The 15627-nt window shown below is 75.7% G+C and carries 2 protein-coding genes; both read left to right on the top strand.

Annotated elements, in window-relative coordinates:
- Window positions 1–8577, top strand: an 8577-nt coding sequence (locus ACIQUT_RS39825) for an SDR family NAD(P)-dependent oxidoreductase (RefSeq protein WP_403570569.1), incomplete at its 5' end; no start/stop codon positions are given.
- 127 nt (window positions 8578–8704) lie between these two features.
- Window positions 8705–15627: type I polyketide synthase (locus tag ACIQUT_RS39820; RefSeq protein ID WP_403570570.1), on the top strand; the 6923-nt coding region annotated here is incomplete at its 3' end.

Raw genomic sequence — 15627 nt, 5'->3', positions numbered from 1 at the left:
CCGCGCATCCCGGTCGTGTCCAACCTGACCGGCGCCCTCGTCTCGGACGAGATGGGCTCCGCCGACTTCTGGGTCCGGCACGTCCGCGAGGCCGTGCGCTTCCTCGACGGGATCCGGGCCCTGGAAGAGGCGGGGGTCACCACGTACCTCGAACTCGGGCCCGAGGGTGTCCTGTCCGCCCTCGCCCAGGACTGCCTCACCGACGGCACCACCGCCGCCTTCGCCCCGATGCTGCGCGCGGACCGCCCCGAGGCCGAGACCCTCACCGCCGCGCTCGCCCAGGCCCACTGCCGAGGCGTCGAAGCCGACTGGGCCGGGTACTTCGCCGGGACGACCACGCAGCGCGTCGACCTCCCCACGTACGCCTTCCAGCGGGAGCGGTACTGGCCGGAGACCGGCACCCCGCTGCCCGGTGACGCCACCGGGCTCGGCCTCGCCACCGCCGGTCACCCGCTCCTGGGGGCGGCGGTGTCCCTCGCGGACGCCGACGGCTGCGTCCTCACCGGCCGCCTCTCGCTGCGTACCCACCCCTGGCTCGGCGACCACCGGGTCATGGGCTCCGTCCTCGTCCCGGGCACGGCGTTCGTGGAGCTGGCGCTGCACGCCGGCGAACGCGTCGGCGCCCCGGCCCTGGACGAGCTGACCCTCCAGGCGCCGCTCGTCCTGCCCGACGCCGGCGACGCGGTGCAGGTCCAGGCCACCGTCGGCGCCCCGGACCCCTCCGGCCGCCGCCCGGTCGCCGTGTACTCCCGCCCGGCCGACGGCGAGGACGAGCCGTGGCTCCGGCACGCCGCCGGCCTGCTCACCGACGAGGTCCGCGCGGCCACCGCCGACCTGGGCGTCTGGCCGCCGGCCGATGCCGCCCCCGTCCCGGTGGACGACGCGTACGCACTGCTCGACGCCTCCGGGCTCCGCTACGGCCCCCTGTTCCAGGGCCTGAGGGCGGCCTGGCGGCGCGACGGCGCCCTCTTCGCCGAACTCGCCCTGGACGGACCGGCGCAGAACGACGCCGACGCGTTCGGGCTGCACCCGGCCCTGCTCGACTCCGCCCTGCACACCCTGGCGCTGGACGGTGACCTCCTGACCTCCCCGGCCGACGACGCCGGTGCCGGTGCCGGTGCCGCGCGGCTGCCGTTCGCCTGGAGCGGCGTACGGCTGCACGCCGCCGGCGCTTCGGCGGCGCGTGTCCGCCTCGCTCCGGCCGGCCCCGGCGCGGTGTCCCTGGACCTGGCCGACACGGCCGGTCAGGCCGTCGCCTCCGTGGACGCGCTGGCCCTGCGCACGGTCTCGGCCGAGCAGATCGGCGCGGCGGCCCGCGACGGCCGCCCGGAGTCCCTGTACCGGGTCGAGTGGACGGCGCTCCCCGCCGACCGGGCGGCCACGGCTCCGGCTCCGGGCGATGCGACCGACGTCGTCGTCACCGACCTGCGTACGGACGGCCTTCCCGCGGTGCCGGAAGCGGTGCACGCCGAGACGGCGCGGGTGCTGGGGCTGCTGCAGGAGTGGCTGTCCGAGGACCGGCCCGAGGGCGGGCGCCTGGCGTTCGTGACGCGGGGCGCGGTGGAGGCCGTACCCGGCGAGGGTCTGCCGGATCCGGTGCACGCCGCGGTCCGGGGCCTGGTGCGGTCGGCACAGTCCGAGAACCCCGGCCGCTTCCTCCTGGTCGACACCGACACCGACACCGGCGGCGACAACAGTGACGTGCAGGCCGCCCTCGCGGCCGCCCTCGCCTCCGGCGAGTCCGAGGTGGCAGTACGGGGAGGCGCGGTCCTGGTGCCGAGGCTGGTCCGCGCCGCGGCCCCGGCCGGCGGGACCGCCGCCGCGTGGGACGCCGAGGGCACGGTGCTGGTCACCGGCGCGAGCGGTTCGCTGGGCGCGCTGTTCGCCCGGCACCTAGTGGCCGGGCACGGCGTACGGCGCCTGCTGCTGGTCAGCCGTCGCGGTGAGGCGGCCGCGGGTGCCCCGGAGCTGTCGGCGGAGCTGGCGGGTCTGGGCGCCGAGGTCGCCTGGGCGGCCTGTGACGTGGCCGACCGTGATGCGCTGGCCGCCGTACTGGCCGGGATCCCGGCGGAGCACCCGCTGACGGCGGTCGTGCACACCGCCGGTGTCCTGGACGACGGCGTCATCGGCTCGCTGACGGCCGAGCGGCTGTCCGCGGTGCTGCGCCCGAAGGCGGACGCGGCGTGGAACCTCCACGAGCTGACCCGCGGCCTCGACCTGTCGGCCTTCGTCCTGTTCTCCTCCGCCGCCGGTGTCTTCGGCAACGCCGGCCAGGCCAACTACGCGGCCGGCAACGTCTTCCTGGACGCCCTGGCCGCCCACCGCCGGGGCCAGGGGCTGGCCGGTACCTCGCTCGCGTGGGGCCTGTGGTCCGACGCCGCCGGCGGCATGGGCGCTGCCCTGGACTCCGAGGACGTGTCGCGGCTGGGCCGCGGCGGGGCGAACGCCCTGTCCGCCGCCGAGGGCGTGGCACTGTTCGACGCCGCCTCCGCCACCGGACAGCCGCCGCTGCTGGTGCCGGTGAAGCTGGACCCGGCCGCCCTGCGCGCCCGGGCGGGCAGCGGGACGCTCCCGCCGCTGCTGTCCGGGCTGGTGCGGACGCCCGTACGCCGGGCCGGCGCCGGCGGTCCCGCCCACGACACGAGCGGCCCCGCCGCTCGGCTCGCCGCCATGACGGCCGCCGAACAGCAGGCGTTCGTCCTGGACCTGGTGCGCACCCAGGTCGCCTCCGTGCTCGGCTACGCCGGGCCCGACGCGGTCGACGCCGACCGCTCCTTCCGCGAGCTCGGCTTCGACTCCCTCACCGCAGTCGAACTCCGCAACCTGCTCGGCGCCGCCACCGGGCTCCGTCTGCCGGCCACCCTCGTCTTCGACTACCCGACCTCGACGGTCCTGGCCGACCACCTCCGCACCGAGCTGCTCGGCGCGGCCCCCGCGGCGCCGTCGCCCCGGCCGGTGGCCGCCGTCCGCGACGACGAGCCCATCGCGATCGTCGGCCTGGGCTGCCGCTACCCCGGTGACGTGCAGTCGCCCGAGGACCTGTGGCGGCTCGTCCTCGACGGCCGGGACGTCATCTCCGGATTCCCCGACGACCGCGGCTGGGACATCGACGGCCTGTTCGCCGACGACCCCGGCCAGGAGGGCACGAGCTACGCCCGCGAGGGCGGCTTCCTCTCCGACGCCTCCGCCTTCGACCCGGCGTTCTTCGGGATCTCCCCGCGCGAGGCCGTGGCGATGGACCCGCAGCAGCGGCTCCTGCTGGAAACCTCGTGGGAGGCGTTCGAACGCGCCGGCATCGACCCGCGCACCCTGCGCGGCACCCCGACCGGCGTCTTCGCCGGCGTCATGTACCACGACTACGCCACCCGGCTCGCCGCCCTGCCCGAGGGCGTGGGGGGCCTCCTCGCCACCGGTACCGCGGCCAGCGTCATCTCCGGCCGGCTGTCGTACACGTTCGGCTTGGAGGGCCCGGCGGTCACCGTCGACACCGCCTGCTCCTCCTCCCTGGTGGCCCTGCACCTGGCCGTGCAGGCGCTGCGCAACGGGGAGTGCTCGCTCGCCCTCGCGGGCGGCGTGACGGTGATGGCGAGCCCCGGGGCCTTCCTGGAGTTCAGCCGGCAGCGGGGCCTCGCCGCCGACGGCCGCTGCAAGGCCTTCTCCGCCGACGCCGACGGCACGGGCTGGTCCGAAGGCGCCGGTGTGCTGATCGTCGAGCGGCTCTCCGACGCCCGCCGCAACGGCCACCCCGTCCTCGCCGTGGTCCGCGGCACCGCCGTCAACCAGGACGGCGCGAGCAACGGCCTGACCGCCCCCAACGGCCCCTCCCAGCAGCGCGTCATCCGCGCCGCCCTGGCGAGCGCCGGCCTGTCGGCCGCCGACGTGGACGCGGTCGAGGCACACGGCACCGGTACGACGCTCGGCGACCCGATCGAGGCCCAGGCCCTGATCGCGACCTACGGCCAGGACCGGCCCGCCGAACGGCCGCTGCTGCTCGGCTCCATCAAATCCAACATGGGCCACACCCAGGCCGCCGCCGGGGTCGCCGGCATCATCAAGATGATCATGGCGATGCGGCACGGGGTGCTTCCGCAGACCCTGCACGCGGACGAGCCCACCCCGCACGTCGACTGGGCGGCCGGAGCCGTGACGCTCCTGGACACGTCCACCGCCTGGCCGGAGACGGGACGCCCGCGCCGCGCCGCGGTCTCCTCCTTCGGCTTCAGCGGCACCAACGCCCACGCCGTCATCGAGCAGGCCCCCGAGCCCACGGAGGCCGAGACACGGCAGCCCGAGCCCACGCGCAGGCCCGGCAGCCAGCCGTGGCTCCTGTCGGCCAAGGACCCGGAGGCCCTGCGCGAGCAGGCCGCACGCCTCGCGGCGCACGCGGCCGACCACCCCGAGCTGTCCCTCACGGACATCGGCTACTCCCTCGCCACGAGCCGGACCGCCCTCGACCGGAGGGCCGCCGTCGTCGCCGAGGACCGCGACGGCTTCCTCGCCGGCCTCGCCGCCCTCGCCGAAGGCAACCGACCGGCCGGCGTGCTCGACGGCACGCCGACCGCAGGGAAACTGGCCTTCCTCTTCACCGGCCAGGGCAGCCAGCGCCTGGGCGCGGGCCGAGAGCTGTACGCGGGCCAGCCGGTGTTCGCCGCGGCACTGGACGCGGTCTGCGCCGGGCTGGACGCCCATCTCGAACTGCCGCTGAAGGAGGTGCTGTTCGGGTCGGATGCGGGTCTGTTGGACCGGACGGAGTACACCCAGCCGGCGCTGTTCGCCGTCGAGGTGGCGCTGTTCCGGCTGCTGGAGTCGTGGGGCGTGAAGCCGGACTTCCTGTCCGGGCACTCGATCGGTGAGATCGCCGCCGCGCATGTGGCGGGTGTCTTCTCGCTGGACGACGCGTGCACGCTGGTGGCGGCCCGTGGCCGCCTGATGCAGGCGCTCCCGGCCGGCGGCGTGATGATCGCCGTCCAGGCGTCGGAGGACGAGGTCCTGCCGCTGCTCACCGACGGGGTGAGCGTGGCCGCGGTCAACGGCCCGGAGTCGGTGGTCGTCGCCGGTGACGAGGACGCGGCGGTCGCGATCGCCGAGTCCTTCTCCGACCGGAAGATCAAGCGGCTGACGGTCAGCCACGCGTTCCACTCGCCGCACATGGACGGCATGCTCGACGCCTTCCGCGAGGTCGCCGAGGGGCTGGCGTACGCCGCTCCCCGGATCCCGGTCGTGTCCAACCTGACCGGCGCCCTCGCGGGCGAGGAGATGGCCTCGGCCGACTTCTGGGTCCGGCACGTCCGGGAGGCCGTGCGCTTCCTCGACGGGATCCGGGCCCTGGAAGAGGCGGGGGTCACCACGTACCTCGAACTCGGGCCCGAGGGTGTCCTCTCCGCGCTCGCGCAGGACTGCGTCATCCGGGACGGCGCCGGTTTCGCACCGGTGCTGCGCGCGGACCGGTCCGAGGACGCCGTCCTCGCCTCCGCCCTCGCCCAAGCCCACCTGCGCGGGACCGCCGTCGACTGGGCGGCGTACTACGCCGGTACCGGCGCCCGCCGGGTCGACCTGCCCACGTACGCCTTCCAGCGGCAGCGGTACTGGCTGGAGGCCCCCGCCCACGCGCTCGCCGGCGACGTCGCCTCCGCCGGGCTCGGCGCGACCGCGCACCCCCTCCTCGGGGCGGCGGTCGACCTGCCCGATTCGGACGGGTTCCTGTTCACCGGGCGGCTCTCGCTGCGCACCCAGCCCTGGCTGGCCGACCACCGCGTCGCCGGGACCGTCCTGGTGCCGGGCGCCGCCCTGGTGGAACTGGCCGTCCGGGCCGGCGACCACGCGGGCTGCGGCCGCCTGGACGACCTCACCCTCGAAGCACCGCTGGTGCTGCCCGAGACCGGCGGCCTCCAGCTGCGGCTCGCCGTGGCCGAGCCGGACGCGGACGGGCGCCGGGCCTTCCAGGTCTACTCGCGCCCCGAACAGGCCGCCCCCGACGAGCCGTGGACCCGGCACGCCGACGGTGTCCTCGCGCCCGACGCCGCGGACGCCGAGGGCCAGGCCCTGGAGGAGTGGCCGCCGGCCGGAGCCCTCGCCTGCCCCGTGGACGACCTCTACCCCGGCTTCGACGCCATCGGGCTCGGCTACGGCCCCGCCTTCCGCAACCTGCGCCGGGCCTACCGGCTCGGGGACGAGGTGTTCGCCGAGGTCGCCCTCGACGAGGACCGCCTCCCGGAAGCCGCCCCGTACGGGCTGCACCCGGCGCTGCTGGACGCCGCCCTGCACGCCGTCGGGCTCGGGGAGTTCTTCCCCGACGGCCCCGAGGGCGCGCGGCTGCCGTTCTCCTGGGACGGCGTACGGCTGCACGCCGCCGGCGCCGCCGCACTGCGCGTACGGATGGCACCGGCCGGCCGGGACGCGGTCGCCCTCACCCTGTGGGACGGCACCGGCCGGCCGGTCCTCACTGTCGACTCGCTCGTCCTGCGCCCCCTCTCCACCGACGGCCCTGCCGCCGCCGGTCGCGGCACCGGACCCGTGCGCGAGGCGCTCTTCCAGGTCGACTGGAGCGCGCTCGCGCTGCCCGAGGCACGGCCGGAATCCGGCAGCCGCTGGGCGCTGCTCGGCGCGGACCCGCTCAAGACGGGCGCGGGCCTGGAACGGACCGGCGTCCTCCGCGACACGGCCGACCACACCCACCCCGACCTGGGCGCCCTCGCCGAGGCGTTCGACCTGGCCGAGGCCCTCGGCGAGCCGGCACCGGAGACGGTCCTCGTCTCCCTGGCCCCCGACCTCGCCACCGCCGGACGCGGTGCGGCCGTACCCGCGGCCGCGCACGCCGCGACCGGGCAGGCCCTGGAACTGCTGCAGGGCTGGCTGGCGGACGAGCGGTTCGCCGCGTCCCGGCTCGCGGTCGTGACCCGCGGCGCCGTCGCCACGGACCCCGGCGAGGACGTGACGGACCTCGCGCACGCCGCCGTGTGGGGCCTGGTGCGGTCCGCGCAGGCCGAGCACCCGGACCGGTTCGTGCTGATCGACCTCGACGGCGACGACACCTCCCACCGGGCCCTGCCCGCCGCCCTCGCCACCGACGAGACGCAGCTCGCCCTGCGCGACGGAGCCGTACGGGCACCCCGCCTGGCCCGCGCGACCCTCACCCCGCCCACGGACCTGACCGCGGACGGTACCCCCGCCGACCACGGCCTCGACCCCGACGGCACGGTCCTGATCACCGGCGCCACCGGCACCCTCGGCGGCCTGCTCGCCCGGCACCTCGTCACCGCACACGGCGTACGGCACCTGCTGCTCGCCAGCCGCCGCGGCGCGGCCGCGGCCGGAGCCACCGAACTCGCGGCCGGACTGCGGGACCTGGGCGCCGAGGTCACCTGGGCCGCCTGCGACGCGGCCGACCGGGACGCCCTCGCCGCACTGCTGGCCGGCGTACCGGCCGGGCGCCCGCTGACCGCGGTCGTGCACACCGCAGGTGTGCTCGACGACGGCACCGTCACCTCGCTCACCCCCGAGCGGATCGCGAAGGTGCTCCGGCCCAAGGCCGACGCAGCCTGGAACCTGCACGAACTGACCCGGGACCTCGACCTGGCGGCGTTCGTCCTGTTCTCCTCCGCGGCCGGAGTCTTCGGCAACGCCGGCCAGGCCAACTACGCGGCCGGCAACACCTTCCTCGACGCCCTCGCCCAGCACCGCCGGGCCCAGGACCTGCCGGGCGTCTCGCTCGCCTGGGGCCTGTGGGACGACGAGGCCGGCATGGCCGCGACCCTCGACGACCAGGACCGGCAGCGCCTGAGCCGCGGCAGCATGGACGCCCTGTCCGAAACCGACGGGCTGGCCCTGTTCGACGCGGCCCTGCGGGCCTCCACGGCCCACCGGGACGGCCCCGGTGACGGCCCTGCCGAGCCGCCGACCGCGAGCCTGCTCGTGCCCGCCCGGCTCGACCTGGCCGCACTCCAGGCCCGCGCCGACGACGGCGTCGCACCCCTGCTGCGCGGCCTGCTCCGTACGCCCGTACGCCGCCGGACGAGCACCGGCGCGGCCCCGGACGCCGGGGGATCGCTGGCGGAGGGGCTGGCCCAACTGCCGCCCGCCGAACGGGACCGGGTGCTGCTCGACACGGTCTGCACCCACGTCGCCCAGGTACTCGGCCACAGCGGTGCGGCAGCCATCGAACCGGGCAGCGCGTTCAAGGAGCTCGGCTTCGACTCCCTGACCGCCGTCGAACTCCGCAACCGGCTCGGCGCGGCCACCGGCCTCCGCCTCCCGGCCACGATCGTCTTCGACCACCCGACCCCCGAGCAGCTCGCCGCGCACCTGCGGTCCGCCCTGCCCCTCGGCACCGACGGACCCACCGTCTTCGGTGAACTCGACCGGCTGGAAGCCGCGTTGGCGTCCGCCGACGCGGCGGACACGGACAGCGTGACCCGTTCGCGGATCATGATGCGCCTCCAGGCCCTCGCGGCCAAGTGGACCGCCCGCCAGGAACCCGGCCGCGCCACCGGCACCGGCGAGGACACCGACGACGACCTCGACACGGTCACCGACGACGAGCTCTTCGACCTGCTCGACGACGAGCTCGGCACCTCCTGAGCCGAGCCGAGCAGCCCGAGACCGCCGGGCGGGGCCTTCCCCGGCCCCGCCCGGCCCCCTACCACACCACCACCACGGTCAGACCGACCCGTACGACCGCCTCTCTGGCATGGAGCCCACGCACATGGTGAACGAGGACAAGCTTCGCGACTACCTCAAGCGGGCGACCGCCGATCTGCGCCAGGCCCGCAGGCGGTTGCGCGAGGTCGAGGAGCAGAACCAGGAACCCGTCGCGATCGTCGCGATGAGCTGCCGCTACCCGGGCGGTGTCCGCACCCCCGAGGACCTGTGGCGGCTCGTCGCCGACGGCCGGGACGCCATCTCCGGCTTCCCCGCCGACCGCGGCTGGGACGTGGAGACGCTCTACGACACCGACCCCGACAGCGCCGGATCCAGCTACGTCAGCGAGGGCGGCTTCCTCTACGACGCCGCCCGCTTCGACCCCGCCCCCTTCGGGATCTCCCCGCGCGAGGCCCTGGCCATGGACCCGCAGCAGCGACTGCTGCTGGAGGCCTCGTGGGAGGCCTTCGAGCGGGCCGGCATCGACCCGACCTCCCTGCGCGGCAGCCGGACCGCCGTCTTCGCCGGCGTCATGTACCACGACTACACCGCCCGCCTGGACTCCGTCCCCGAAGGCGTCGAGGGCTTCCTCGGCACCGGCAGCTCCGGCAGCATCGCCTCCGGCCGCGTGGCGTACACCTTCGGCCTCGAAGGCCCGGCCGTCACCGTCGACACCGCCTGCTCGTCCTCCCTCGTCACCCTGCACCTGGCCGTGCAGGCGCTGCGGGCGGGGGAGTGCACCATGGCCCTCGCCGGCGGTGTCACCGTCATGGCGACCCCGGCCACCTTCACCGAGTTCAGCCGCCAGCGCGGCCTGGCCCCCGACGGCCGCTGCAAGCCCTTCGCGGCCGCCGCCGACGGCACCGGCTGGGGCGAGGGCGTCGGCATGCTGCTGGTGGAGCGCCTGTCGGACGCGCAGCGCAACGGGCACCCGATCCTCGCCGTGATCCGCGGCTCGGCCGTCAACCAGGACGGCGCGAGCAACGGCCTGACCGCCCCCAACGGGCCGTCGCAGCAGCGCGTCATCCACCAGGCGCTCACCAACGCCCGCCTGGGAGCCGCCGACGTGGACGTCGTCGAGGCCCACGGCACCGGTACGACTCTCGGCGACCCCATCGAGGCCCAGGCCCTGCTCGCCACCTACGGCCAGGACCGGCCGGAGGACCGGCCGCTGCTGCTCGGCTCGATCAAGTCCAACATCGGGCACACCCAGGCCGCCGCCGGTGTCGCGAGCATCATCAAGATGGTCGAGGCGATGCGCCACGGCATCGTGCCCAAGACCCTCCACCTCGACCAGCCGACCCCGCACGTCGACTGGGAGGCGGGCGCCGTCTCCCTGATCGCAGACCCCGTCCCCTGGCCGGAGACCGGAGCCCCGCGCCGTGCGGGCGTGTCGTCGTTCGGGTTCAGCGGCACGAACGCACACGTGATCGTCGAGCAGGCGCCGGAGGCGGAGACCCCCGACCCGGAGACCCCCGACTCGGAGCCCCGCTCGGCGATGCCGGTGGTGCCGTGGGTGCTGTCGGGCAAGAGCGCAGCCGCACTGCGGGCGCAGGCAGAACGCCTGTCCGGCTGGCTCGCGACGGAGGCGGCGGCGGAAGCGGGGGCCGCGGCCGATCCGGTCGACGTGGCCTGGTCGCTGGCGTCGACCCGGGCCGGCCTGGAGCACCGCGCCGTGGTCCTCGGCGACCACGCAGCCGGGGTCGGCGCGGTGGCGTCGGGAGCGCTGGCCGCGGGTGTGGTGACCGGCTCGGTGGCCGGCGGCAAGACGGCCTTCGTGTTCCCGGGGCAGGGCTCGCAGTGGGTGGGCATGGCCGCGGAACTGCTGGACACCTCACCCGTGTTCGCCGCGCGGATCGGCGAGTGCGCGAAGGCGCTGGAGCCCTTCACCGACTGGTCGTTGACGGATGTCCTGCGCGGTGTCGAGGGCGCGCCCTCGCTCGACCGCGTGGACGTGGTGCAGCCGGCCCTGTTCTCGGTGATGGTGTCGCTGGCGGAGGTCTGGCGCGCCGCGGGCGTGCGGCCCGGCGCGGTGATCGGCCACTCGCAGGGCGAGATCGCCGCCGCGTGCGTCGCCGGGATCCTCTCCCTTGACGACGCGGCGCGGGTGGTGGCTCTGCGGAGTCAGGCGATCGGGCGGGTGCTGGCCGGTCTGGGCGGCATGGTGTCCGTACCCCTGCCCGCTGCCGAGGTGCGGGAGCGGATTGCGGCGTGGGGTGAGGAGCGGATCTCGGTTGCCGCTGCCAATGGGCCGTCCTCGGTGGTGGTGTCGGGTGAGGTCCAGGCCCTGGACGAGTTCCTGGCCGCGTGTGAGGCCGATGGCGTGCGGGCCAAGCGGATCGCGGTGGACTACGCCTCGCACTCCGCGCAGGTGGAGCTGCTGCGTGGGGAGCTCGCGGAGCTGCTGGCGCCGATCGAGCCCCGGGCCGCCGAGGTTCCGTTCCTGTCCACCGTCACCGGTGAGTGGGTCAAGGGTCCGGAGCTGGACGCCGGGTACTGGTTCCGCAACCTGCGCCGGACCGTCGAGTTCGAGCAGGCCACCCGCACCCTCCTCGACCAGGGCTTCGGTGTGTTCGTCGAGTCCAGCCCGCACCCGGTGCTGACCGTCGGCATCCAGGAGACGGTGGAGGACGCGGGTCGTGAGGCCGCCGTCCTCGGCTCCCTGCGCCGCAACGAAGGCGGCCTGGAACGGTTCTGGCTGTCCCTGGCCGAGGCCTGGGCCCGTGGCGTGGAGGTGGACTGGGAAGCCGTCTTCTCCGGTACCGGTGCACGCCGCGTGGACCTGCCCACCTACGCCTTCCAGCAGGAGCAGTTCTGGCTGGAGAGCGGCGCCGCCCAGGAGGCCGAGACTGCGGCCGCGTACCCGGCCGACACGGCCGACGCCCGCTTCTGGGAGGCCGTCGAGGCCAACGACGTGGCCGCCCTCACCGCCGAGCTGGACATCGACGCGGACGAGGCGCTGACGGCGCTGCTCCCCGCGCTGTCCGCCTGGCGGCGGCAGAGCCAGGAGCGGTCCGCGGTCGACGGCTGGCGCTACCGGATCACCTGGAAGCCGGCCCCCGAGCCGGCCGCTGCCCGGCTCTCCGGCACCTGGCTGGTCGCCGTCCCCGACGCCGCGGCCGGGACCGCCGACGACGGCGTCGCCGATGCCGTCCTGCGGGCGCTCGCCGAACACGGCGCCGACGTACGGCGGATGGCCGTCCCCCGCAGCCGTGACGCGCGGGCCGAGCTGGCCGGGCGGATCGGCGAGACCCTCGCCGAGGGGCCCGCCGTATCGGGCGTCCTCTCCCTCCTGACCCCCGCCGGGACCGACGCGGCCGCCGGCGTGATCGCCACGCTCGCCCTCGTCCAGGCCCTCGGCGACACCGATGTGGCCGCCCCGCTGTGGTGCGTCACCCGCGGTGCCGTCCGCGCAGCCCGCGCCGAGCGGCAGCCCGACCCCGCGCAGGCGCCCGTCTGGGGCCTGGGCCGGGTGGCCGCACTGGAGCACGGCGAGCGCTGGGGCGGCCTGATCGACCTGCCCGGCGGCACGGACGCCGTGGACGACCGGGCGCTGGCCCGGCTGGCAGGCGTCCTCGCCGGGGACGCCGCCGAGGACCAGGTCGCCGTCCGGCCCGCCGGGATCCTCGTACGGCGCCTCGTGCGCGCCCGCCTGGCCGACACGCCGGCGGTACGCGCATGGCGGCCGAGCGGCACGACCCTGGTCACCGGCGGTACGGGCGCGCTCGGCGCGCACGTGGCCCGCTGGCTCGCCGCGAACGGCGCCGAGCACCTGATCCTCACCAGCCGCCGCGGCCCCGACGCCCCCGGCGCCGCCGAACTGGCAGGGGAACTGACCGCGCTCGGCGCCGAGGTGACGATCGCCGCCTGCGACGTCAGCGACCGCGACGCCCTCGCCGCGCTCCTCGCGACCGTCCCCGCCGACCGGCCGCTCACCGCCGTCGTGCACACGGCGGCCGTCCTCGACGACGGAGTCATCGAAGCGCTGACGCCCGAGCAGATCGAGCGGGTCCTGCGGGTCAAGGTCGACGCGACCCGGCACCTGCACGAGCTGACCCGCGACCTCGACCTGTCCGCGTTCGTCCTCTTCTCCTCCTTCGCCGCCACCTTCGGCGCCCCCGGACAGGGCAACTACGCGCCGGGCAACGCCTTCCTCGACGCCTTCGCCGAGTACCGGCGGGCCTCCGGCCTGCCCGCCACCTCCCTCGCCTGGGGCCCCTGGGGCGACGGCGGCATGGCCGAGGGCGCCGTCGGCGACCGCATGCGCCGCCACGGCGTGATCGAGATGGCCCCCGGCCGGGCGGTCAGCGCACTCCAGCACGCCCTGGACCGCGACGAGACCACCCTGACCGTCGCCGACATGGAGTGGAAGCGCTTCGTCCTCGCCTTCACCTCCGGCCGCGCCCGGCCGCTGCTGCACGACCTGCCCGAGGCACGCCAGGTCATGGACAGCGCCCGCACCGAGGCCGCCGAGGACGGCGGCAGCGCCGCCCTGCTCGTCCGGCAGCTCGCCGGGCAGCCCGAGGCCGAACAGGAACGCCTGCTGCTGGACCTGGTCCGCACCGCCGTCGCCGGCGTCCTCGGCTACGCCGGGCCCGACGCCGTCGAGGCCGGCCGTGCCTTCAAGGAGCTGGGCTTCGACTCGCTCACCTCCGTCGAACTGCGCAACCGCCTCAACGCGGCCGCCGGCCTCAAGCTGCCGCCCACCCTCGTCTTCGACTACCCGACGCCCACCGTCCTCGCCCGGTACCTGCGCGCCGAACTCGCCGGCAGCCAGGGCACCGCGGCCGCCGGCCCCGCGCCCACGGCCGCCGGCACCGGGGCCGACGCCGAACCGATCGCCGTCGTCGCCATGAGCTGCCGCTTCCCCGGCGGCGTCCGCAACCCCGAGGAGCTGTGGCAGCTGCTCGCCTCCGGCGGCGACGCCCTCTCCGGTTTCCCCGCCGACCGCGGCTGGGACGTCGAGGCGCTCTACAACCCCGACCCCAACGCCCAGGGCACCTCCTACACCCGCGAAGGCGGCTTCCTCAGCGACGCGGCCGCCTTCGACCCGGCGTTCTTCGGGATCTCCCCGCGCGAGGCCCTGGCGATGGACCCGCAGCAGCGGATCCTGCTGGAAACCACGTGGGAGGCGTTCGAGCGGGCCGGCATCGACCCGGAGACCCTCCGCGGCAGCCAGTCCGGCGTGTTCGTCGGCACCAACGGCTCCGACTACTCCCACCTCGTACGCGGCTCCGCCGACGGCCTCGAAGGGCACCTGGCCACCGGCAGCGCGGGCAGCGTCGTCTCCGGCCGCCTCTCCTACACCTTCGGCCTCGAAGGCCCGGCCGTCACCGTCGACACCGCCTGCTCGGCCTCGCTCGTCGCCCTCCACCTCGCGGTGCAGGCGCTGCGGTCGGGGGAGTGCACCATGGCCCTCGCCGGCGGCGTCACGGTCATGTCCACGCCCGGCACCTTCATCGAGTTCAGCCGCCAGCGCGGCCTGTCCACCGACGGCCGCTGCAAGGCGTTCTCCGCCGACGCCGACGGCTTCAGCCCGGCCGAGGGCGTCGGCATGCTGCTGGTGGAGCGCCTGTCGGACGCCCGGCGCAACGGGCACCCGGTCCTCGCCGTGATCCGCGGCACGGCCATCAACCAGGACGGCGCCTCCAACGGCCTCACCGCCCCCAACGGCCCCTCCCAGCAGCGCGTCATCCGGCAGGCCCTCGCCAACGCCCGCCTGACGGCCGCCGAGGTGGACGTCGTCGAGGCCCACGGCACCGGCACCACCCTCGGCGACCCGATCGAGGCACAGGCCCTGCTGGCGACGTACGGGCAGGACCGCCCGACCGACCGCCCGCTGCTGCTCGGCTCCGTCAAGTCGAACATCGGCCACGCACAGGCCGCCGCCGGTGTCGCCGGCGTGATGAAGATGGTCCTGGCCATGCAGCACGGTGTGCTGCCGCAGAGCCTCCACATCACAGAGCCCACCCCGCACGTGGACTGGAGCGCAGGCGGGGTCGCCCTGCTCACCGAGCAGCGGGCCTGGCCCGACACCGGTGGTGACCGCCCCTGGCGTGCGGGCGTGTCCTCGTTCGGGTTCAGCGGCACCAACGCCCATGCCATCATCGAGCAGGCCCCCGCCGCGCAGGGGTCCGACGTCCAGGGCACCCCTGTACCCCAGGCCCCCCACCCCCTACTGACCGCGGCGCCGGCCGACGGCAGCGACTCCGATCCGCGGATCCCGCTGCCCTGGCCGCTGACCGCCAAGACCGAGAAGGCGCTGCACGGCCAGGCCGAACGCCTGCTGAACCACCTCGCCACCCGCCCTGACCTGCGACGTACCGACATCGGCCACTCCCTGGCCACCACCCGCACGGCACACGACCGGCGTGCCGTGGTGATCGGCCGGGACCGGGAGGAACACCTCGCCGGCCTGGCAACCCTCGCCGCCGGAGGCACCGCACCCCTGCTGGTGCAGGGGTCGGTCATCGGGGGCAAGACCGCGTTCGTGTTCCCCGGACAGGGGTCGCAATGGGTGGGCATGGCCGAGGCGCTGATGGACGCTTCACCTGTGTTTGCAGCCCGGGTGGATGAGTGTGCGAAGGCGCTGGAGCCCTTCACCGACTGGTCGTTGGTGGACGTGCTCCGGGGCGCCGAAGGCGCGCCCTCATTCGACCGCGTGGACGTGGTGCAGCCGGCCCTGTTCTCGGTGATGGTGTCGCTGGCGGAGGTCTGGCGCGCCGCGGGCGTGCGGCCCGGCGCGGTGATCGGCCACTCGCAGGGCGAGATCGCCGCCGCGTGCGTCGCCGGGATCCTCTCCCTTGACGACGCGGCGCGGGTGGTGGCTCTGCGGAGTCAGGCGATCGGGCGGGTGCTGGCCGGTCTGGGCGGCATGGTGTCCGTACCCCTGCCCGCCGGCGAGGTGCGGGAGCGGATTGCTGCGTGGGGTGAGGAGCGGATCTCGGTTGCCGCTGCCAACGGGCCGTCCTCGGTGGTGGTGTCGGGTGA

Source organism: Streptomyces sp. NPDC090445, from assembly GCF_044769385.1.
GTDB lineage: Bacteria > Actinomycetota > Actinomycetes > Streptomycetales > Streptomycetaceae > Streptomyces.
The sequence above is the reverse complement of the archived record's forward strand: the minus strand, read 5'-3'. Positions and strand labels throughout refer to the sequence as shown.